Origin of the sequence: Stappia sp. BW2, assembly GCF_008107695.1 — a bacterium.
In the GTDB taxonomy this organism is placed as follows: domain Bacteria; phylum Pseudomonadota; class Alphaproteobacteria; order Rhizobiales; family Stappiaceae; genus Roseibium.
Genome location: NZ_VIRG01000069.1, coordinates 1 through 21,284 on the forward strand (window position 1 = coordinate 1; position 21,284 = coordinate 21,284).

A 21,284-nucleotide genomic window follows, 5' to 3' on the forward strand; every position below is an offset into this window, starting at 1 on the left:
AGACCACGGCGCGTGCGTAACCCCATCAAGGCCACGGCCCGCGAGCCGACTAACAGGCCGGATACATATGAGCGATTTCCGAAATCGTGCCAAATTCTCGATTGCGAACAGCAGCCGACACATACATAGGGCCGAAAGTACACGCATATTGGCACCAATTTTCAGCTTTCTTTGAGGTTACTAAGTGTCGGCTTGGTCGATCTAGATTGCGATTATTGCATAGTGTTCCGCATGGAGCTGACCTCGCTCAGCAGAGAACTTAGAAAGCTGGCAAGGGCTCTCTGCAACATTCGAATCGATTCAGTTCAGCGCACCTATGTGGCCAGCATTAAGTAACCCCGTCGATTCCCTCCGAGGCCGAAATAAGCCGGAAAATGATTTCTGGGCTGTGCGTTGGGTCGAACGGATCGCCTGTCCACGTCCCCCAAACGTATTCAACGGCGAGGCCCCGTGACTTCGCCAACTCTATAACCCGCTCGGCGGCCATGAACCGCAGCGTGCTACGCGAGTGCAAACGCTCGGTGGGATTGCCTAACTCGTAACTCTCGAGGAAGGTGACCAATTCGCCCTCGGCGCGCTCGACCTCGTGAACAACCCGCACCAATCGGCCGTCCGGCAACGGCCTCGGCGCGCCTGCTTGCTCGGGGGCCCAACGATCCCAGGCGCGCGCCGCAGGGTTACGGGTCTCAAACAGGAAGGCCCCGCCGGGGGCTAGCCGCCGGCCTACTTCGCTAAAAAGGTTCTCAACGTCCGTGTCCCGAAGGAGACACTGGAATGCATGGCCGGTCATGATGATGGCGTTGAACCGTTCAGTTTCCGGGACGTCCGCTATCGTCCCTTCGACCCAGCAGACGGCGTCTCCGCCCTTGATACGGGCTCTGGCGAGCATCGGCCTCGCAGGCTCGATACCGACTACCTGGTATCCAAGGTGAGCAAGTTCGATCGCGAAGGTGCCGGTCCCGCAACCGAGGTCGGCGACTTTCGCCGGTGGGGCTAAGAGCTGGGATAGGTAGAAGTCGAAATCTTCGCGCTCGTCGTTCAGCGTGTCGTAGACAGCCACGAGATTGGGGGCGTGGTACAATTCATCCATTACTACATTCTAGCGCCCTGGCAGGCAGGGCGAAACGTTCTACTGGCAATATCGCTCTGTAACCGACCTTCAGGAATTGTGCACTGAGTGTCCGCATGGTTGGCATGTGAGCGAAGAATGTTCTTTGCGGATGTTACGAATGGCGGCTTTAAAGGCTTGCTTCGCTGCGAAGAGGAGCTGGGTGAATGTCGGCCTTGGGCCGGAAGCAGACATTTGGCATTGGTGTGTGCGTTGAAAATGCGGGCAGTTGTGTAGATGCAGGGCGTCACAGGGCACCTACAGTGCTTTTAGGACTTTAAAGAAATTAGAGTTTTTGATGCGGCGCATTCAAAGCAATTATACCTAACTTTTCATATTACACATGATGAATTAAGTATTTTTATATATTGGTATTTTTATACATGTATTTGATTCTAGAGTTACATTAAGTTAAATTTCATAAAAGAGACCTAGTTGTGCAGTTTGCGGGTATTTTTGCTGCTGCAGAACTCGAATTCAGAATTGCCGCGCCCCCTGTCACGGAAGTAGTTCTTCATGACCACGCGACTCTGGTTGATTGCCCTCTCACTGATCTCCAACGTCCTGGCGCTTGCCCTTCCGCTGGCACTCATTCAGGTCTATGATCGGATCCTTGCCAATCAGGCCGTTGGAACTGCAATCGTCATCTTTACGGCCGTGGCCATCGCCATTCTCATGGATGGACTGGTCAAATACGCACGCGCCGCCATTCTCGGGCGCCTTGCGGCCAAGGCGGAATACGAGCTCTCCCTGAAGACTGCTGAAAAGCTGCTGACGATCGACGCGAAAAAGCTCGCCGGTTTCAGCCCGGGGCGCATTCGCGAACTGTTTACGGCCATCAACAGATCCAACGATGTTCTCGTGGGTCAGTCGACGCTCGCGCTTTTCGACGCGCCCTTCGCCGTCACGTTTCTTGTATTGGTCTGGTTCCTGGGGGGCCCCACGATTTTCGGACCGCTGGCGGTGCTTCTCGTCTTTGGTGCCCTCGCGCTCTACGCCGGCTTCAGACAAGCACGCGCCGGCGTGAGACTGTTCGAGGCATCCGCGGACCAGACATCCCTGATCATGAATGATCGGGAGCGGATCGACCGGATTGTCGAGCGGGGGGATCTGGGAGATTTCGCCGGTGAATTGCGCCATTACGAGAAACAAAAAGCCGCAGCGCAGGAAGTCGTTGAAAGCAACCTGGCTGCCGCGCTCAACCTGAGCCAGACCGGGGGGCTTGCAACGACGGTCCTGGTTCTCGGGTTCGGGTCGCTTGTTGTCCTCGCAGGCGACATGACAACCGGCGGGCTCGCGGCCTGCCTCATTCTCGGTCAAAGAGGCGTCGCCGGCCTGCTTGGCCTCATCAGCGCGATGGCGCGGCACAGGGTCTCAGCGTCCGCATTCAGAACCATAGAGGACCTGCTTTCGCTGCCGTCGACGTCCGCCCTGGATCTCCCGTCGCGCAAGGGCAAGGGCACGGAGGTTGTCGGGCTGCGCTTTCGGGTCGACGGCCAGCTCCACGATGTGCGTCCCGGCCGGTGCCTGATCGTCAGACCGGCCGATGCGCAGCAGGGAAAACTACTCTTTCAGGAACTTGTACGCGTCGTGGAGAGCGGCAGACGAGAAACCGCGGGAAATCTTGATAACGTGGAACTGGTCGCGACCGATGGCGAACCGATGCCGTCGCACCAGGGCCACGTCTCGGTCTGCGATGCCGCGCTGACTGTCTTCAACGGCACGATACTTGAGAACATGACGGCCTTTGACAGCGACGCAACGGGGCGCGCACTCTGGCTGTCGGAACGACTTGGCCTCGACGCTGCAATCGGCCGTCTGCGGGAGGGGCTGGAAACGCCTCTGTCGCCGGGGCTCGGTGTTCCGCTTTCCGACGGCCATCTTCGGCGCCTTATGATTGTCCGGGCCTTGTCCGGACAGCCGAAGCTACTTTTGCTTCGCAATCCCTCGCTCTATCTGGATGCACGCGGCACGGAGCTGCTTGCCGCGCTGCTGAAAGACCTTGCGGGCGAGACAACCGTCGTCGTGTTCGAGGATGCCGGCGGCTTGGTCCGACACTTTGAAACGGCCGAGGACCTGGTCTGCCTGCCGCCGCAAAAGACGGAAGCTGCCGCATGAACGTCCAGACCAAACTGGCCAGGGATAAGTCGACGCCTGCCACAGAAGAGACAGGCACTGCGAGACGGGAGACCGACCTGGAAAGCATCCTGCACAGCGCATTGACCGACCTCGGTTGGCGGCGGTCCCATGACGTCCTGCTTGCAGCGACACCACATGAAACCGGTGTTGCCACGCTTGACGAGGCTGCGATGGTGCTCGACCTCATCGACGTGGGCGCAAGTGTCGAGGCACGAGTCCCGGCTGCCTGGCGCAGCGGCCTTGATGGCGCCCTGCTGGTTCAGGACAAGACGGGCGTCCATGCCCTCGTGCGCAAGGACACCCGTCTGACCGCGTCCTCATCCGCAAACCTTACCCACGAGCAGGTTGTGCGCCGGATCAACCATGCCGGTAAGATGCTCTTCGTCCACGACCCGGAGCATTCCGTCGCGGCCGTTCACGCAACGACCATCCGGACCCGGATACACAAGGTTGCCGTTACGGCGCTGTTTCTGTCCCTCGTCCTGAACCTCCTGGCGCTTTTCATTCCGTTCTTTTCCATGGCGATCTTCGACCGGGTCCTGGGCGCACAGGCATCGCAAAGCCTGGTGCCGCTTCTTACCGGAGCAAGCGTCGTTCTTCTGTCAATCCTGGTTCTGCGAAGCACGCGTTCCCGAATCCTTGCAGCAGAATATGCGAGGCTCGTTGCAACAACCCGGCTCATATCGCTGTCTCGTATCCTGCGCCTGCCGCAAATGGTCCGCCAGCGGCTCGGCTTTGACCGGCTCCAAACCCGATTGCAGACAACTTCACTGAGCGCAGAAGTGTTCGCCGCCCAGAACACGGCGGCAATCTTTGACACGCCGTTCGTGCCGTTGTCGATCTTTGCAATCGCGTTTGTCGGAGGCTGGATGGCCGTGGTGCCTGCGGTTTATCTTATGCTTTTCTTTGCACTGAGCTGGCTTTTGAGCGAAGCGAGACAGGGCCTCGACCCACAGCTTGAAAACGCGAATGCAAAACGCGTGGAAGCTCTTACGGAACTGAGCGACAAGGCGGCGGACATCCAGAGCATCGATCATGGCTCTGCCTGGTTCGCCAGGTTTGCATCCATCGCCCGGCGGGCAGCCTTTGCAAAACACAGGCAGGCACAGCGATCCGCGGCTCTCCAATCGCTTGCCTATGTGCTTGGCACCGGCGCAGCGCTGACAACTCTTTGTATCGGCATCGCCCTTGCCATGTCCGGGACGATCACCGCCGGGGCGCTGGTCGGCACGATGCTGCTGACCTGGCGCGTGACCGGTCCTTCCCAGGCCTTTTTCCTGGCCATGCCGAGGCTCAAGGCCATTCGCAAGGCCGTTTCGGGCCTGGAGCAGTCGATTTCGCTGGGAGTGCCGCAGGCGCAGCCAGCGGCGCTCGAAAGACTGGAGAACGGCGCGCCGGAAATCAGTGGCAAGGGTCTGTTCTTCAAGTACGACCAGAATGCGGACCCGGCCCTGACCGGCATTTCCTTCGATTGCGCTCCCGGCAGCTTCACCATTGTCATGGGCCCGAACGGATCCGGAAAATCGACGTTCCTGAAGATGGTCGCCGGTCTTGTTTCGCCGCAGTCGGGTCGTCTTTCGATCAACGGACGATCGGTGACCCAATATGATGCGGATGACCTGGCGCGATCCACCTGCCTGCTTCGTCTTGAAGCCTCCGACAGCGAGATGTGGCGTTCCCAGGAAACCCATGAAGTCGTGGCCAAAAGTCACCTGATCCTGCTGGATGACAGCAGCGGCCCTGCCGCTACCAGGGACCGTTCCGACCTGCTTCAGGTGCTGACGGCTCTGAAAGGCAAGGCGACGATCCTGTTCGCGACGCATGACACGTCATTTGCCGAGCTTGCCGACAATGCCCTCATCCTGGACGAAGGCAGCACGGCCTATTTCGGTCCTGTCACGCCCCCCGGCCAATCCCCTTCACCGTCCGAGGAGACGAGCTTATGAAACCCTCCAATGCGGATGATCGGTTTGAGCTGAACGACGGCAAGGCGGTCAGACTGACCAATGTCGCCGCCGCTGCCATCGGTGTCTCCCTCGTGGCTTTCATTGCCTGGTCGGTCATGACACCAATCGACGAGGTTGCAAAGGCGCGTGGTGTGGTCGAACCGGTCTCCGAGGTACAACGGCTCCAGTCCGAACATGGCGGAGCCCTGGCATCCGTTCTGGTGCGCAAGGGAGATGTGGTTGCAAGGGGCGACACAATCGCCATCTTCGACCACGAGGAAGTGCGCTCCGAACTGCGCGAAGCGCAGGCAAAGGCCCTTGCCCTTGAGCTGGAAAAGGAACGTCTTCTCGCGCTGGTCGAACAGCGCGAACCGGATTTCCATTCAGCCTCCGGTGCGGCTCTTGCTCCGGTGAACCTGCTCGAGGTCGATACAGCAGCAGAGGCTGTGCCTCACCATGATATTGCCGCCGTAAGGGAGTTGATTGCCCGGGAAGAAGCCGCTCTGGACGCCAGAAAGGCCTTTTTGGAAAACGAACGGCAGGTTATCCAGCGACAGGTTTCGGAAAAAAACGCCGATCTCATGGCGATCCTGCACGAGAGGCCAGCTGTTGAACGACAGCTGGCGGTTGCGAAAGAACTGTCCACGACGCTTCAAGGAATGGTTGACCGGGGGCTTGCTCCGCGCTCAAGGCTGGTTGAGGCGGTTCAGGAAGAAGCACGCTACGAATACGAGCTGGCGAACCTCTCCGGTCGGAAGGCAGTCATCGAAGCGGAGATCTCCGAACTGCGTGAAGCGATGGAACGGGTTGACCTGAACGAGGCCGCCGACGCACGCGACCGGATCGCGGAAATCAACGGTGAACACCGTGTTGTAGACGAGCAAATTGTGCGTCTGCGCCAAAGGGTGCTCGCCACGGAACTCAAGAGCCCGGTGGCGGGCTATGTTCAGTCGGTACCCGATACAGTTGTGGGGCGGGTGATTGAAGCTGGTGGCCTTGTTGCCGAAATCGTTCCGCGTGACGTCGGCCTTCGCTTCGCCGCCCAGTTGCAGCCCCGCGACGTTGGTTTTGTCTCTGTCGGACAGCCGGCAAGGCTCAAGATCGACGCCTTCGATTTCAGCCGCTACGGCGCACTCGAGGGCAATGTTCTGGAGGTGTCTCCGACAACAATCGTGGATGAGCGCGGCACCGCCTATTACGAAGTCCTGGTCGATGTGCCGGTCACCTATTTCCGCGACAATCCGGAACAATTTGCCTTGCTGCCCGGCATGACCGGAGAAGCCGATGTCCTCACCGGCAAGAAAACCGTCTTCGAATACATCTGGAAACCGATCTACACGAATCTGAATCTGGCCTTGAGCGAACGGTAGGGAGAGACCGCTATGGCTGATCAACCGGACAAAACTGCTTCGCCCAAGGTCTCAAAGGTCACGCCGGAGGAGATCAAGGACCCCAGGAAGATACAACCCGAAGAAGGGTTTGGCTGGACTCTCCAGAAGGAAGGCAAGGACGGAACTTCTACCGCTTCGCCATCCGGCAGCAATGGCCAGGCTGGCAATGCCGAAGATCCGGCTGCAGCCGGCACGATACAGGGGCAACACTCCGGCTCCGAGCACGCAACCAACCTTTCCCAAGCCCCCACCGCGCCACTGGATCCCGTTACCCCGGCTCCAACGCAGGGTGTCTTACCGGATTCCAATGCCATTCCCGTATCCGCACCAGGCATAGTCGCGCGCCCTGCCCCTGACATGGATCCGCCATCACCGGCCTCCCAAACCAGCGCTGTGTCAGGCGCGCCTCACCCAACAAGAGCGCATGCAGCGTCTTCGTCTGGTGGAGGGATCGCTCCCGAACCGCTCACGGGCAGCAGACCACCGCCAGGTGGCGGCTTCCCACAGTCGCCGCCGACCGTCGGTACTCAGCCACCAGGGGGAACGAACACACCGCATCCGGGCGGCGGCCACACACCACCCACACCGTCCGGTTTCACTCCACCGGCAGGAGGAACAAACGCGCCCGGATCTGGAGGCGCAACAATTCCCGGCGCGACGCAAACCGCAGCGAACATTGCCGGTCTGGACACCGGCTCAGTGAGCGAAGACCACAACGTGGTCGCAGGTAGACTGGCGACGGGCGGACTTCTGACCGTCACGGATCCCGACGCAGGCGAAGAAAAATTCCAGGCTGTGACCGGCGTTTCGGGCTCAGCCGGTTATGGCAGCTTTTCGGTAAATGAAAACGGTCTCTGGACCTACACTGCTGACAACAGTCAGGCGGTCATACAGGCGCTGAAGCCGAGCGACAGCCTGATCGACAGATTGACCGTCCACAGCGCGGACGGGACCACACATGAACTGCGTGTTGTCATTACCGGCACAAATGACGCTCCGGTTCTCAGGGCTGCAACAGCCACCGCGACGGAGGATGGAAAAACCGTCAGCGGCCAGATGTCGGCTACGGACATGGATGCAGGCGATACGAAAGTATTTTCCGCAGGCCATCTGGTCGACGGCTTCATGATGAATGCGGACGGCTCGTGGTCGTTCGACCCCAGCCATGCGGCCTATCAGCACCTGGCTGTCGGCCAGACACAGCAACTGACCATTCCGGTGACGATCACCGATAGCGCGGGAGCAACCGACACCCAGAACCTCGTCATCACAGTCAAAGGCAGCAATGATGGCCCGGTTGTCTCCGGACCGGTCGATCTGGGCAGCGGGACCGAGGACAAGGCGGTCCAGATCGGCGAAGCGCAGCTTTTGGCGCACGCCACGGACATCGACACGGGCGATACGCTGTCCGTCACAGGATTGAGCGCGAGCCACGGGACCATCTCCGGCGATGCAGCGCACGGCTTCACCTTCACGCCGGACCCGAACTACAATGGCCCGGTGACCTTGATTTATCAGGTCACGGACAGTCACGGTGGCACAGTCGCCCAGACGGCTTCCCTGACACTGGCGGCAACACCGGATGCCGCCATCATCACCGGCACCGACACGGGCTCGGTCATCGAGGACAGAAATGTCGGGCCATCGTCCGCCCATCCCCTTTCCGTCGGCGGGATCCTGTCCGTCCACGATCCGGACGGCTCGGCCTTCGATCACTTCCAAACCAACCAGTTCGGCGAACATGCAGTCTCCGATCCCTTCGGCGGAAGCCTGCACATCAGCCGCGGCGGTATCTGGGGCTACGAGGTCGACAACACCAACCCCGCCATCCAGGCGCTTGCCGTGGGTGAAGAACGCCATGCGATCTACGAGGTGCATGCGGCCGATGGTACCGCGCACCGGATCAATATCACCGTCCACGGCACCAACGATGCCCCGGTCCTGAGCGCAGCGACGGCCTCTGCCACGGAGGACGGAAAGACCGTTACCGGCCAGATGGTGGCAACGGATGTCGATCATGGCGATAGCCAGACCTACACGGCCGGCCATCCGGTCGACGGCTTCACGATGAACCAGGACGGCTCCTGGTCCTTCGATCCGTCCCACGCGGCCTATCAGCACCTGGCGGCCGGCCAGACCCAGCAGGTGACCATCCCGGTGACGGTGACCGACCACGCCGGGGCGACTTCAACGCAAAACCTCGTCATCACAGTAACGGGCAGCAAGGACGGTCCCGTTGTGTCCGGCCCGGTCGACCTGGGCAGAGGAACAGAAGATCATTCCGTCCAGATCTCGGCGGCGCAGCTCTTGGCCCATGCCACCGACATCGACACCGGCGATATGCTCTCCGTCACCGGTCTGACCGCAAGCCACGGAACGATCAGCGGCGATGCCGCGCATGGCTTCACCTTCACCCCGGACCCGGACTACAACGGCCCGGTCACGCTGAGCTACCAGGTGACCGATGGCCATGGCGGAAGCACCGCCCAGACAGCCTCGCTCACGCTTGGCGCGACGCCGGACGCGGCGGTGATCACCGGCACTGATACGGGAAATGTTATCGAAGACCGAGGTGTTTCGGCAACGGGAGATCTGCAGGCCGGTGGCACGCTCACCATCACAGACCCCGACGCGGGTGAAGCGGCATTCACGCCGCAGACAGGAGCCACGGGCTCGGGCGGCTACGGCACGTTCTCCCTCGATGCGCAGGGCCACTGGACCTACACCGCAGACAACAGCCAACAGGCGATCCAGGCGCTTGGCCGTGGGCAGAGCCTGACAGATTCGCTCACAGTGACGAGTGTCGACGGGACGCGGCATACGTTGTCAGTCGAGATCAAGGGCGTGATCGACGCGCCCGCGCTCACCGTGACGGCGACGCAGGGGACCGACAGCGCCACCGCCACAGCGGGCAGCGTTTCCACGGCGACGCTCGCCGCGCATGAGGACCAGACCATCGGGCTGGGGATTGTTCCCCAGCTCGTCGATACCGACCCGACCGAGACACTGTCCAAGTCTGTGGTCATCATGGGGTTCCCGCACGGTACCACCTTCAACCATGGCCACATGAATCCGGGAGGTACCGGCAGCTGGTTGGTCGATGTTACGGATCTCCCGGGACTGGAGTTGACCCCTCCGAAAGACTTCACCGGCCCGGTCACATTGAAGGTGACTCTGGTCGCAGTCGATCGCTCACCCGGCGAAGGTCGCCCGGCCGCCCCATCGGTCGCGACGCTCCATATCGACGTGGCACCGGTGCAAGACGCGGCGGTGATCACCGGAACGGATTCAGGCGACATCACCGAGGACCGGAATGTCGGACGATCGTCCGTGCATCCGCTCGGCGTAAGCGGAATTCTGACCGTCCACGATCCGGATGGCACCGCCTTCGATCACTTCCAGTCCAACAGTTTGGGCGAACACGCGGTCTCCGACCCCTTCGGCGGCAGTTTGCACATCCTCCCCAGCGGGTGGTGGGGCTACGAGGTCGACAACACCAACCCCGCCATCCAGGCGCTTGCCGCGGGTGAAGAACGCCATGCGATCTACGAGGTGCATGCGGCCGATGGCACCGCGCACCGGATCGATATCACCGTCCACGGCACCAACGATGCGCCGGTGCTGCGCGCGGCGACGGCCTCGGCCACTGAGGACGGAAAGACCGTTACCGGCCAGATGGTGGCAACCGACGTCGATCACGGCGACACAAAGACCTTCGCGGTCGGTCAGGCCGTCGACGGCTTCACGATGAACCAGGACGGTTCCTGGAACTTCGATCCTTCCCACGCAGCCTATCAGCATCTCGCCGCCGGCCTGACCCAGCAGGTGACCATCCCGGTGACGGTGACCGACAGCGCCGGGGCGACCGACACCGAAAACCTCGTCATCACCGTCACGGGCAGCAATGACGGGGCACGGTTCACGGGGACCGACAGCGCTTCCGTGGTTGAGGACCGCAATCTGACTGGTGGCAACCTGACCGCGGGCGGAACCCTGACTGTCACAGATGTCGACACCGGGCAGGACAGTTTTACGCCTGTCACGAGCCAGCAGGGGACCGGAGGCTATGGCAGCTTTTCGATCGACGAGCACGGCCATTGGACCTATACGGCCGACAACAGCCAGCATGTGATCCAGGCGCTTGATCCGTCGAGCACGCCTCTGACCGACACTCTGGTGGTGACATCCAGGGATGGAACGCAGCATACATTGACTGTTGCCATCCATGGTACCTCAGATGCACCTGTGGTGAAGCCAAGTGTGGCGACCGTGCAGGGGGTCGGATCGCAACATCTGACCGGCACATTCGGTGGCGGCGCCCCCGGCGGTTGGGGCATCGACAACGGTCACGGCGGTTCGGTCAGCTCGCTGCAAGGCCAGTATGGCACGCTGATCATCGATCCCCAGACCGGGCACTTCGAATACAACTACCAGCAGAATTCCGGTGTCATCAAGCACGGCGGCAGTTCGGGAGCGTCCGGACAGCATGTCGATACGTTCCACATCGTCCAGCAAGGCGTTGCCGCCGGCGACGCGGATGTTCAGGTGCAGATCAATGTCCAGAGCGTGCATGGCAACAGCGGGCATCATGTCGACCAAACGGTTCTGCAGGGCATCACGTTCACACCGGTGGCCCCCGTCCAACACGATGCACCGGACGATGTTGACACGGATGAGGTCACGCTTGACCTGACCGACGCGAGTACCGCGTTGGAGCACGTGCAGGAGACGGACAGCACTGCAATGGACTTCGCCGACACCGGCGCTGGGTCAGATGACAGCGATGCCAACACAGCTCCAACACCGGCACCAGAGGGACCTGTCGCCGGTGGAATCGAGCGACTTTCGGCCTATTTCGACGCCATCGGACAAGGGCACGACGCGGCGCCATCAGCCATGGCACCCGCTGCTCATCTGAGTCCTTACCTCGATGCCGCCGGTGCGGATCCGGATTTGGCAACCCCGGTCGCAGATCTACCTGATCCGTCGACGCTCGACATTGGCGACCTGTCCGCAAAGGTCGAGGACAGCTCTGGGGCCACCCCGGAGCCGGGGCCGGGCCACGATGTACCGCAGGATATCCCCGAACCCGTCTTGCCGGATCCAAATGATGACACGTCCCAATACGGTTGAAGCTATCAAGTGAAAAAGGACCGTACGCAATGAGCAAAAACCTGATCTGTCTTGTGACGGTTCTTTTCCTGTCGGGTGCACCTGTGTGGGCGGACAGGGGCGATAGCGGGAGCGAGACAACAAACACGTCTAACGGAACTCGCAAATTGATCGCTGAGCACCCCTGCGACGGAATCGCATCGCCAAGACCTGGCTGTTCCGAAAAAACTTCTTTCATGCTGATGGCGTCGGTAGAAACGCCTGAAGGCAACATCTTTTGCAGCGGCGGCGAGGCGCCTCGTCGGATCGGGTATCAGATCCTTGACCGCGCGGATGGCGAATGGGATGCCCTCGTCATGATCGACGGCACGAAGATCCGTGCAATGACGGCGTATAGCTATTTCGGCAATTCCAAACCACCAAACGGTTTTGTGGTCGCGCTGCTCGGCGAGGACGGCTCCGTAGTCCTGGTTTACGGGGACGGAGAAAACGACTGGCTGGAGCAAGGCGAAAACCGCTACGATACATGCCTCTAGTCGCCTGACGATCAAAGGTATGGCAGCGGAGATCTGCCTTTCACCGTTTCCGTCCCGATCGCCACCGAGGTAGAAGCCGATAACCAGCACATCCACATCTTACACTTCAATCTCGTGGCGGTCGTTGGTGTTGCGTACAGCGCAAGGGTCCTTAGAAATCCCGTGGCGACGCCTTCCGTTCACATGTCTGACTGCTTTGGTGACCATCCCAAAGTTCGGCGATCGTCCGACTTGTCGGCGTGAATGGATCCTTGAATAAATAGGCGTTGGATGTCGGCACTAGGCCGCTTGTGTCGACCAGTCAGCAGCCAAGGTCAGAAGCGGCATGCTGTACCGCGACAAGTCTGCTTCGAGCCCTTCCAAGACCGTTCGCGGAAGCTCCGTTCGTCTCCAAAGCTACGCAACTGCGCTTTCGACCGCGCACTTTGCCCGGAAAGCGCCGGCGATCAGCGCGACGACGGCGAAGCATATCACGGCAGATCCTACGCCCGGACCCGCCATGAGAAATCCGAAGAGAGGGGCACCGACAGTCTGGCCTACGGCGATAGTCAGGAAACCGACCATGAGTCCGGTCGCAGGCCGATCCGGCAAGGCGTGAGTGCCCCAGATGAGATAGACCCCTGTTAGCATCACGTAGCCTGCGCCGAAGATAACCCCTCCAACCAGCGTGGGGACAGGACCGAGGCCGAAGCCGACCAGTAAGATACTGATTGCGATCAGACCCAGGAAAGCCCAGTGAACGCGGTCGTGACCAAATCGGCTGACGAGCGCTCCGGCCAAGGCTCCGGCCACCCCCCCGGTGCCGATGCACATCCAGAGAAGGCCAGTTCCGGTTGGCCCCCAGCCCAACTGACTTGAGACGAGCTGCCCCCCAAAAGACCAGAGCGCGGTGCTCGCAACTCCCATCAGGAAGGATGCCGAAATCAGTCGCAGGACCGGCCCCGTCATCGGGGGCAGGCCACCTGCGCGACCGTTGCCCGAGGCCGCAGGAAACGAGATCGCAGCTGCGATGGCCAACACCAGCGCCACGGCTGCGAAAGCTCCGAAGGCCAACCTCCATTGTCCCGTGATGGCGAGCGCGATGGGCCCCGACAGCACCACGCCCGCACTCACGCCCGAATTGATCACCGTGTTCGTAAGGTCCTGCCAGCCTTTGCTGACCGCGGCGGCGACTGCGGCGGCCATGGGCGGAGAGGCGAGGCCCGTGCTTGATCCGGCGACCACGACTGCGATGGCCAGGATCAGCGGTGACGGCGCGATCGCGATGCCGGCCATACCTATCGCCGCGACAAGGGCGGCACCTACCGCGACGGCACGCGCGCCAAACCGTTCGGTCAGGATAGCCGAGGCGACGATCGCTATACAGTAGCCGGCGAAGGAGCCACCCGAGATGACGCCGCCGAGGGACGGGCCGAGGCCCAGTTCGCCGTCGATCTGAGGCAGGAAAAGGCCGAAGGCGAAGCGGGCAAAGCCGTAACAGACCGCGATGAGGGCGAAGCCCGTCACGCCGATGCGAAGGGTCGGACTCATGAGCGCGCCCTCTCCATCAGGATGGCCGCCGCCGCTCGTGCGGCTGAGACGGTCTGCGCTCCGCGATACACAGCCGCGTGGGTCGCCCCCTCGAAGAGGACCAGCACCTGCTCTGCGAGCGCGGGGTCTTCGCGTCCCAGGTCCATGGCAACGACCTCGCCGACCCGGCGGTGGAACGCCTCCTTGTGCAGCGCAACCGCCTCGGCAATCTCCGGCGTGTCTCCCCCAGTTTCAGCGCGCGAGCGAAGGAAAAGGCAGCCCCGACATCCCTCAACCCGGACCCAGTCCTCGAGCGCGGCAAACAGGGCGTCGACGGTCCGCACCTCGATCCGGGCCATGAAGCGCCGGTCCCGCTCGGTCAGGACGCGCGCCATGAGCTCGGCCTTGCTGCCGGCGTGCTTGTAGAGCGTTCGGCTCGACATCCCCGCAGCCTCCGTCAGGCGGTCCACGCCGGTGGCCACGTAGCCGTGTCGATCGAAAAGCCTCTCGGCGGCGGCGGTGAGTTTGCTGGTCATGTCCACGGGAACCTCCTTTGGCGTCCTCGGACACGAATGTACAACGATCGTTTTACATTGCAAGCCAGCAGGAACAGAGGTCCGCCTTGCCTCGCAAAGCCACCATCGATCGAGACGGTGCCTTATGACCACACCGTGCCGTGAGGCCACCTTCCGGTTTTGCTCTGCAAAACATTGAGCCGGACAGTCGCCGTACAAGCCGATTGGTGAGGTTCGGTACATTGCGGACATGTTTACGGCCCTCGTCTCCTCAGCGAGGAAATCCCGGATGGTGGGTATAAAAGAGCGAAGCAGTTCACGGGATGGGAGGCTTTGGCGGGCAGGTCGTGCCTGGAGCTTGTTTGGGTTTGTCCGTTTCCAGCTGAACAAATCACCGGGATTGATCGATTGTACCGACAATCTGCACGTAGCGGCCGCCCGGTTGCCCGGATAGCGTTTGTTCAGTCGGAACAAAGGACATGAAATATGAACGGCGCGGACATTCTTGTCGAAATGCTCATCGGATACGGCGTTGACACGATTTTCGGTGTGCCGGGCGATACCAATGTGCCACTTTACGAGGCCCTGCAGGCGCACGAAGGCCGCATTACCCACATCATGGCCCGCGACGAGCGCTCGGCGGGTTTCATGGCGGATGCCTACGGCCGGTTTACCGACAAACCCGGCATCATCGAATGCCCGTCTGGTGCGGGCGCGATGTATTCCCTTCCGCCGATCGCTGAATCGAACGCATCTTCCGTGCCCGTCATCCTGCTGACGATTGACATCCCCCTTCCCGGTGAGGGGCGCGGGGTCCTGACCGAACTCGACTGTGCCAAGCTCTTCGAACCCGTCACGAAGATGTCGGTTCAAATCAAATCGCCGGAAAAGTTGCCGGAGATCGTCCGGCGGGCTTTCCGGACGGCCTGCTCGGGAAAACCGGGAGCCGTCCATCTTCAGATTCCGGAAGACATGCTGACGGCCAAGGTTGATTCGGACCGGGTCTCCCTGCACATAGAGGAAGACTGCAAAACCTTTCCCGCCTTTCCGACCCGTCCAGCCCCCGGACTTGTCGAGAAATTGCTGGAGACGGTGAAACAGGCTGAAAAACCGCTGATCGTATCGGGCGGCGGGGTGATCCGCGCCTGTGCCGGCGATGAAATACTCGCTCTCGCGGTGCGTCTGAACGTCCCGGTCTGCACAACCATGACCGGTCAGGGGACGATGCCCGATGACCACCGGCTTTCGATCGGCGTGATAGGAGACAACGGGTTTCACCCGCACGCAAACCGCGCCATGGAAGAAAGCGATTTTGTCCTGTTCGTCGGTTCGAAAATGGGATCGGTCGTGACCATCGGCTGGACATTTCCGAAGGTCACCTTGAACAAGCGCGTTGCCCAGATCGATATAAACCCTGAAGTCATGGCCAACAATTACGAGAACGTGGTGTCCGTCACAGGCGATGCAAAGCTCGTTCTGCGGGAGTTTCTGAAAATCGTGCCGGAGGGTTTTGACGGTTCGAAGTACCATCCATGGGTCAATCATCTGAATTCACTGCGCGCCTCCTTCTGGCAAGGTGCGGAATCGCTTTTGAGCAACGACAGCAAGCCCCTTCGTCCCGAGCGGGCCGTGAGATGCTTCAACCAAGCTTTGGAAAAATCAGGCAAGCCCGCGCTGATCTATTCGGATGCGGGAACCCCGACGCCCTATATGACCCGCTTTCTGAAGATCAACGACCCTCGCACCCGTTTCGCGATCCCGCGGGCATTCGGCGGGCTGGGGTCGGCCTTGCCCGCAACAGTCGGGGCATGGCGCGCCGATCCGTCACGAAGGCCGATCGGTCTTTTCGGGGACGGCTCCTTCGGGATGGCGGTTGGCGAAATGGAGACCCTTGTAAGGCTGAACATTCCGGCCATTCTGATCCTGTTCAACAACGGACACTACGGCTGGATCAAGGGTCTCCACCGGCTCAAGGGGCACAACCAGTGTTTCAGTGTCGACTTCATGCCGCCAAAGGGACAGGCCATTGCGGAGGCCTTCGGTCTGACAGCCTGGACCGCCAAGTCCCCGGAAGACCTCGACGCTGCACTTGCCAAAGCATTCGCCCATGAAAACGGCCCGTGCCTGATCGATGTTCACATCGAATCGATCGCCGACCGCGTGCCACCGGTCTATTCCTGGCTGAACAAACGCGGGGAGGATCCCCTCGATCTCGCCTCGAAAGAAGTTGCCTACATGTGATTGGGAACACGCCGGACATGAGCAACTCCAACATGCAGGTTCCCCGGTCGGCAAAAGGCCTGAAATTTGTCGTCCTTGGCGGCGGAATGGTGGGCGTTTGCGTTGCGCTTGAAATGCAGAAACGCGGCGCCGAGGTGATCCTGCTCGACCGCGACGATCCGGGCGGCGGCACGTCCTACGGGAATGCGGGCGTCTTTGCCCGCTCCTCGCTGTTTCCAATCAACAACCCCGGGCTACTCGTGGATTTGCCGGGATTGCTGACAAATACCCGTGCGGCCTTCCGGTACGACCTGAAATATCTGCTCTCCAATCTGGCCTGGGCGAGCCGTTTTCTGTTGAGTGCCCGGAAGAAAACCTTCCAAGAGACGACAGTTGCGCTCGACGCGCTCATCCGCTTGTCGATCAGAAAGCACCTTGAGCTCATCGACGCCTGCAACGAGAGCGCTCGTCTGTCGGACGCAGGTTGGATGTTTCTCTATCGTGACATCGGCAGATACGAACGCGCGGGGCTTCTGCGGACAACACTTGGAAACTTCGATGTCGACACTCAGGAGCTCGACGGCACCGCGTTGCATGATCTGGAACCGGACCTTGCCCCGATTTTCCCGCGCGCGCTTTGGGTTCGTGACAGCTATTCGGTCAATGACCCCGCGGCTCTGGTGAAGGCCTATGCGGCAAAGTTCACCGCGCAGGGCGGAAAGGTCCTGCGGAGCGACGTACGCACAGTGTCGGAAGATCTGGATGGCGTAGAGATTGTGCTGGCCGACGGCAGCTTGCTGAAAGCCGACAAGATCGCGGTATGTCTGGGCCCGTGGTCCAAGGACTTCCTGGCGAAATTGAAAATGTCCGTGACCATGGGATTTGAACGCGGGTACCACATGCATTTTGAAGGTGCGCAGGATGGAGCGAATGCAAAAATTCTGAGACGGCCGATCTATGACACCCAGGGCGGTTATGTGCTTTCCCCGATGACAAAGGGGCTGCGGCTTTCAACCGGAGTTGAACTCGCGGCCTGCGACGCACCCGGCTCAACCGCCCAGATCGATCTGGCGGAAAAGGCAGCGCGTGAAGCCTTCACCTTGGGCGAACGGATGGACCCCGAACCCTGGCTCGGACGGCGCCCGACATTTCCCGACAGTCGTCCCGCCATTGGGCCCGCGCCGACCTACAGGCACATTTCGGTGGCATTCGGGCACCAGCATATCGGTCTTGCGACGGGAACCGGCACCGCAGACGTGCTGGCGGATCTGATCGAGGGGAAAACCCCCGCCATCGACGCGCTCCCGTTCCGTCCCGACCGCTTCATACGGCACTTCGGCTAGGGTTTGGACCCCAAGTCATCGCAGTTTACGGGTTTCCGACAACAGCCAGTCGCGGAAATCAAGCACGGGTTTTGAATGCCCGTTTCGTTCCGGATAGACCACGAAATAGCTCAGGCCACTGGCCACCGCAGCGCCGAAGGGGGTGTGCAACGCACCGCTCGCAAGTTGCTCCTCGACCATCATGGTCGGGACGACCGCGAGCCCGATCCCCGAAATCGCAGCCTTTATGACCATGGATGTCTGCGAGAACCGCGGTCCGGAGATGGACCCCTCATGCGCGAGGCCCTTGGCCGCGAGCCAGCGCAACCAGCTGTCGGGCCGATGCGCATTCTGGATCTTGGTGTACTTCGCGTGCTCCTCAAGCTTCAGCACCTCTTTCGGGGAAATGAGGGAAGGAGCAGCAACCACCGTGACCTCTTCGCTGATGAGGTGATGGACTTGCGCATTTGCCCATGCACCGCGCCCGCGCAGAACCGCCACGTCGATCTTCAGGTCATCAATATCCTCATCCCCGTGGATCGGCACCATGTTGAAACGGGGATTTTCATAGCCTGAGAGAAACCGGTGCATACGCGGAACCAGCCACTGGCTGGCGAAACTGTCCTGGACGCCAATCTGCATGGCATCGACCGAACGGCTGCCGCGCACGATGTCAATTGAGGCCTCCTCAAGATCATCGAGCACCTTGGAGATGGTCTGCAGGAAGGATCGGCCGGTTTCGGTCAGCACGAGACGGGGCCCGAACCGCTCGAACAGATGCACGCCCAGCTGATGCTCAAGCTTGCTGACCTGACGGCTGACGCCGCTTTGCGTCAGACCAAGGTCCTCACCGGCACGGGTAAAGTTCAGGTAGGTCGCTGCGGCCTCGAACGCATGAAGGGCCGCAATGGAAGGTACGAAACGCCGCATACCATGAATATTGATCATGATAAGCCGCCAAATCAACGGTTTTCACATGATGGAACTGCTGGCACCCTCAAAAACAAAGAAAAACAGAGGGTTCAAAAATGTATCTGAGAAAACGGGACGCGATTGATCGCAATCTTTTGGCCATGCTCGTGGAAGATGCCCGGATATCCACGTCCCAGCTGGCGCGCAAACTTGGCGTGGCAAGGTCGACGGTGAATGAACGCATCAGCCGGCTGGAAAAAGAAGGCGTCATCATCGGATATTGTGCCATCGTGAAACCTGAGCTGGAGGTGGAGGAGACACGCGCCCATTTTTCCCTGAGATGCGAAAGAGCGCGGTGTGCCCACATCGTTTCGGCACTGGAAACGTTGCCGGAGATCCAGGAGTGCATGTCGATCACCGGAACCTACGACCTGGTCTGCACCGTTGTGACGCCGAGCGCGGAAGATCTCGATGCGGTGGTTGATGAAGTGTCGCGGATAAACGGAATTCAATCGGTCGATGTGACAATTGTTCTGGCGAGCAAATTCAAGCGCAAGGCGCTGATGTCCGATACGAATGTGACGCGTTTTCCGATTGCCTGTTAGGCAACGTCTTCATTTATGGGTCCACACCCTAGCCCGAAGAGACGGAGGCCCCCATCAGGAGCGCCGCTGCGTCGAGCATATGAAACACCGGAAGACCGGTGGCGGCCCGCACCGCACCGGCATAAGGCGGCAGGTTTCCGCATTCGAAAAGGAGCGCAGACAAATCCGGGTTGTTTGCCTTCAGGTTCTGTGCAGCCTCGACAACGGCTTTTTCGATTTCTTCCCGGTTGAGGGTCAGAGCCTGGCTGTTTCTCGTCACAAGGAAGGTTCGTTCGAATTCCGTACTGCTTTCCAAACCCGCTATGGCGACATCCTCTTCCCGAATGCCGGCGGCCCTTAGCGCCCTGGGACCCAGGGCGGCTCGGGAAGCCGTCAGAATGCCGATCCGCCCGGCACATTCAGCGCCAATGGTGGAATACATGGAAAGCGCGGACAGCATCACGGGGACGCCGACCGACTTCGCAATGGTAGCCTGCGCGGTGACGAGAAAGCCGCATGTCGAAACAATGGCACTTGCGCCTTCTTCCTCAAGCTGCCGGGCCGCAAGGATGAAGTGGTCAATGAGCTCGGGCGCGGGGACCCCGTCCTGAACGATCAACGGGCTGTCCGCGCCAGGAACGATCTTCACGCGTGCCTCGAACGGATAGCTTTCCGGATTGCCCACATCTCCCCGTATCCTGACGAATGCAGTGTCGAGGGACAGGATACCGAGGAAATTCTTGTTCAAGGTCGTTAACTCCAGCCCTCCAGCGGGATTGGCTCCAAAGTCACCAGGGGCAATGTTGCCGCCCAAATTACCGTAGCTATGCGCCGGGCTATACACGCAAAACGCGCCATTTGCCCCGTTTGGACTGCAATCTGCAAGACCGGACCGTCACAATGCCGGATACCTCTTCGAAACCGCCGATCTAGCTGTGTATCGATCCACAGACTGCCGCTAAAGTTTCGTGATAAAAATAACGACATGCCAACCACGGGAACAAGCTGATGAACATGAAATCGAGCATTCTTGCCGCTTCGATCCTTGCATTTAGCGCAGCAACGGCACACGCCGAAAAATGGGACATGGCGCTTGCCTATGCAGCGACCAACTATCATTCCGAGATTGCGGCTGAGTTTGCTGCCGAGGTCACTGAGAAGTCCGATCTTGAGATCGTGACTCATCCAGGTGGCTCCCTCATCGGCGGGGCCGAAATATTCGGAGCGGTGCGCAAAGGCATTACGCCGATTGGAGAGCGTCTGATTTCTGCGCTCGGCAACGACGATCCGATTTACGAAATCGATTCAATCCCCTTCCTGGCAACCGGTTTCGACGGGGCGAAAAAACTCTATGAGGCTTCAAAGCCTGCGCTCAGCAAGAAGCTCGACGAGTCCGGATTGCATCTGCTTTATTCCTGCCCCTGGCCGCCGCAGGGCTTTTACTCCGCGAAGGAAGCGTCCAGCCTGGATGCCCTGTCCGGCCTTAAGTTCAGGGCCTACAACGCGACCACGTCAAAAATGGCGGAAAGCCTTGGCATGGCTCCGACTAAGATCGAGGCCGCGGAATTGGCACAGGCCTTTGCGACCGGCGTCGCCCAGGCCATGATTTCCTCCGGCTCCACCGGATATGACCGTAAATTGTGGGAACATGTGAACTACTACTACGATGTCAAAGCCTGGCTGCCGCGCAACATGGTCATCGTCAACAAGAAAACCTGGTCCAGACTTGACAACGCCACGCGGAATGTTCTGACGGAAGCTGCGGCAAATGCCGAAACCAAATGCTGGGCCAAGGCCGAAGAACTCGATTCCTGGTATGTCGAGCAATTCAAGGAAAAGGGCATGACCGTCGGCACCTTGAACGAAGATGTGCTCGCCTCCTTCAAGTCGGTCGGCGGTCAGTTGAAGGACGCCTGGATTGAACGCGCAGGTCCGGAAGGCGCTGAAGTTCTCGAGGCTTATGAAAAAATGAACTGATCCGGGCATCTGA

14 protein-coding genes are annotated in these 21,284 nt (G+C 60.2%); 9 read left to right on the top strand and 5 right to left on the bottom strand.

Annotated features, from left to right (window positions below; all coding sequences use genetic code 11):
- Nucleotides 1-328: 328 nt before the first annotated feature.
- On the bottom strand, nt 329-1,090 hold the full coding sequence (locus FMN63_RS18480; RefSeq protein WP_148585660.1) for a class I SAM-dependent methyltransferase: 762 nt from the start codon (nt 1,088-1,090) through the stop codon (nt 329-331).
- 534 nt (nt 1,091-1,624) lie between these two features.
- Between FMN63_RS18480 and FMN63_RS18485 the strand changes: the two genes are divergently transcribed.
- The 5 genes from FMN63_RS18485 to FMN63_RS18505 all read left to right on the top strand — a co-directional run bounded on the left by FMN63_RS18485 (nt 1,625) and on the right by FMN63_RS18505 (nt 12,232).
- Nucleotides 1,625-3,226, top strand: a complete 1,602-nt coding sequence (locus FMN63_RS18485; protein ID WP_148585661.1) for an ABC transporter transmembrane domain-containing protein — start codon at nt 1,625-1,627, stop codon at nt 3,224-3,226.
- Nucleotides 3,223-5,193 carry an ATP-binding cassette domain-containing protein gene (locus tag FMN63_RS18490; RefSeq protein WP_148585662.1) on the top strand — a complete coding sequence of 657 codons (1,971 nt, stop codon included), beginning with the start codon at nt 3,223-3,225 and terminating at the stop codon, nt 5,191-5,193. The genes FMN63_RS18485 and FMN63_RS18490 overlap by 4 nt, the downstream gene beginning before the upstream one ends.
- On the top strand, nt 5,190-6,563 hold the full coding sequence (locus tag FMN63_RS18495) for an HlyD family type I secretion periplasmic adaptor subunit (RefSeq protein ID WP_148585663.1): 1,374 nt from the start codon (nt 5,190-5,192) through the stop codon (nt 6,561-6,563). Before FMN63_RS18490 ends, FMN63_RS18495 begins: the two co-directional genes overlap by 4 nt.
- 378 nt (nt 6,564-6,941) lie before the next feature.
- The gene (locus FMN63_RS18500) at nt 6,942-11,717 is read left to right on the top strand and encodes a VCBS domain-containing protein (protein WP_286192702.1); all 4,776 of its coding nucleotides are present in this window, start codon (nt 6,942-6,944) and stop codon (nt 11,715-11,717) included.
- 215 nt (nt 11,718-11,932) lie between these two features.
- Nucleotides 11,933-12,232 (top strand): hypothetical protein, encoded by a 300-nt coding sequence (locus FMN63_RS18505; RefSeq protein ID WP_148585665.1) that lies wholly within the window; start codon nt 11,933-11,935, stop codon nt 12,230-12,232.
- Nucleotides 12,233-12,628: 396 nt separating this feature from the next.
- Here the strand turns inward: FMN63_RS18505 and FMN63_RS18510 are convergent, their stop codons facing one another.
- Complete coding sequence (locus tag FMN63_RS18510; protein WP_148585666.1) at nt 12,629-13,762, bottom strand: MFS transporter; 1,134 nt, start codon at nt 13,760-13,762, stop codon at nt 12,629-12,631.
- Complete coding sequence (locus tag FMN63_RS18515) at nt 13,759-14,277, bottom strand: TetR/AcrR family transcriptional regulator (protein ID WP_286192694.1); 519 nt, start codon at nt 14,275-14,277, stop codon at nt 13,759-13,761. The genes FMN63_RS18510 and FMN63_RS18515 overlap by 4 nt, the downstream gene beginning before the upstream one ends.
- A gap of 465 nt (nt 14,278-14,742) precedes the next feature.
- On the opposite strand from FMN63_RS18515, the gene FMN63_RS18520 reads away from it, so the two are divergent.
- Nucleotides 14,743-16,497 (top strand): thiamine pyrophosphate-binding protein, encoded by a 1,755-nt coding sequence (locus FMN63_RS18520; RefSeq protein ID WP_148585668.1) that lies wholly within the window; start codon nt 14,743-14,745, stop codon nt 16,495-16,497.
- Between the two features lie 17 nt (nt 16,498-16,514).
- Nucleotides 16,515-17,819 carry an NAD(P)/FAD-dependent oxidoreductase gene (locus FMN63_RS18525; RefSeq protein WP_205514138.1) on the top strand — a complete coding sequence of 435 codons (1,305 nt, stop codon included), beginning with the start codon at nt 16,515-16,517 and terminating at the stop codon, nt 17,817-17,819.
- Nucleotides 17,820-17,834: 15 nt separating this feature from the next.
- On the opposite strand, the gene FMN63_RS18530 is transcribed toward FMN63_RS18525, so the two are convergent.
- The gene (locus tag FMN63_RS18530) at nt 17,835-18,746 is read right to left on the bottom strand and encodes a LysR substrate-binding domain-containing protein (RefSeq protein ID WP_205514145.1); all 912 of its coding nucleotides are present in this window, start codon (nt 18,744-18,746) and stop codon (nt 17,835-17,837) included.
- 80 nt (nt 18,747-18,826) lie between these two features.
- Here FMN63_RS18530 and FMN63_RS18535 point away from each other — a divergent pair, with 80 nt between their 5' ends.
- Nucleotides 18,827-19,315, top strand: coding sequence for an Lrp/AsnC family transcriptional regulator (locus FMN63_RS18535; protein WP_148585669.1), 489 nt, complete (start codon nt 18,827-18,829; stop codon nt 19,313-19,315).
- A 28-nt stretch (nt 19,316-19,343) separates the two neighbouring features.
- Here FMN63_RS18535 and FMN63_RS18540 read toward each other — a convergent pair whose 3' ends face one another.
- Nucleotides 19,344-20,042 carry an aspartate/glutamate racemase family protein gene (locus FMN63_RS18540; RefSeq protein WP_148585670.1) on the bottom strand — a complete coding sequence of 233 codons (699 nt, stop codon included), beginning with the start codon at nt 20,040-20,042 and terminating at the stop codon, nt 19,344-19,346.
- Nucleotides 20,043-20,302: 260 nt separating this feature from the next.
- On the opposite strand from FMN63_RS18540, the gene FMN63_RS18545 reads away from it, so the two are divergent.
- Entirely contained in the window at nt 20,303-21,271 is a 969-nt protein-coding gene (locus FMN63_RS18545) for a TRAP transporter substrate-binding protein (RefSeq protein WP_148585671.1), read from the top strand.
- The last annotated feature ends 13 nt before the right edge of the window (nt 21,272-21,284 follow it).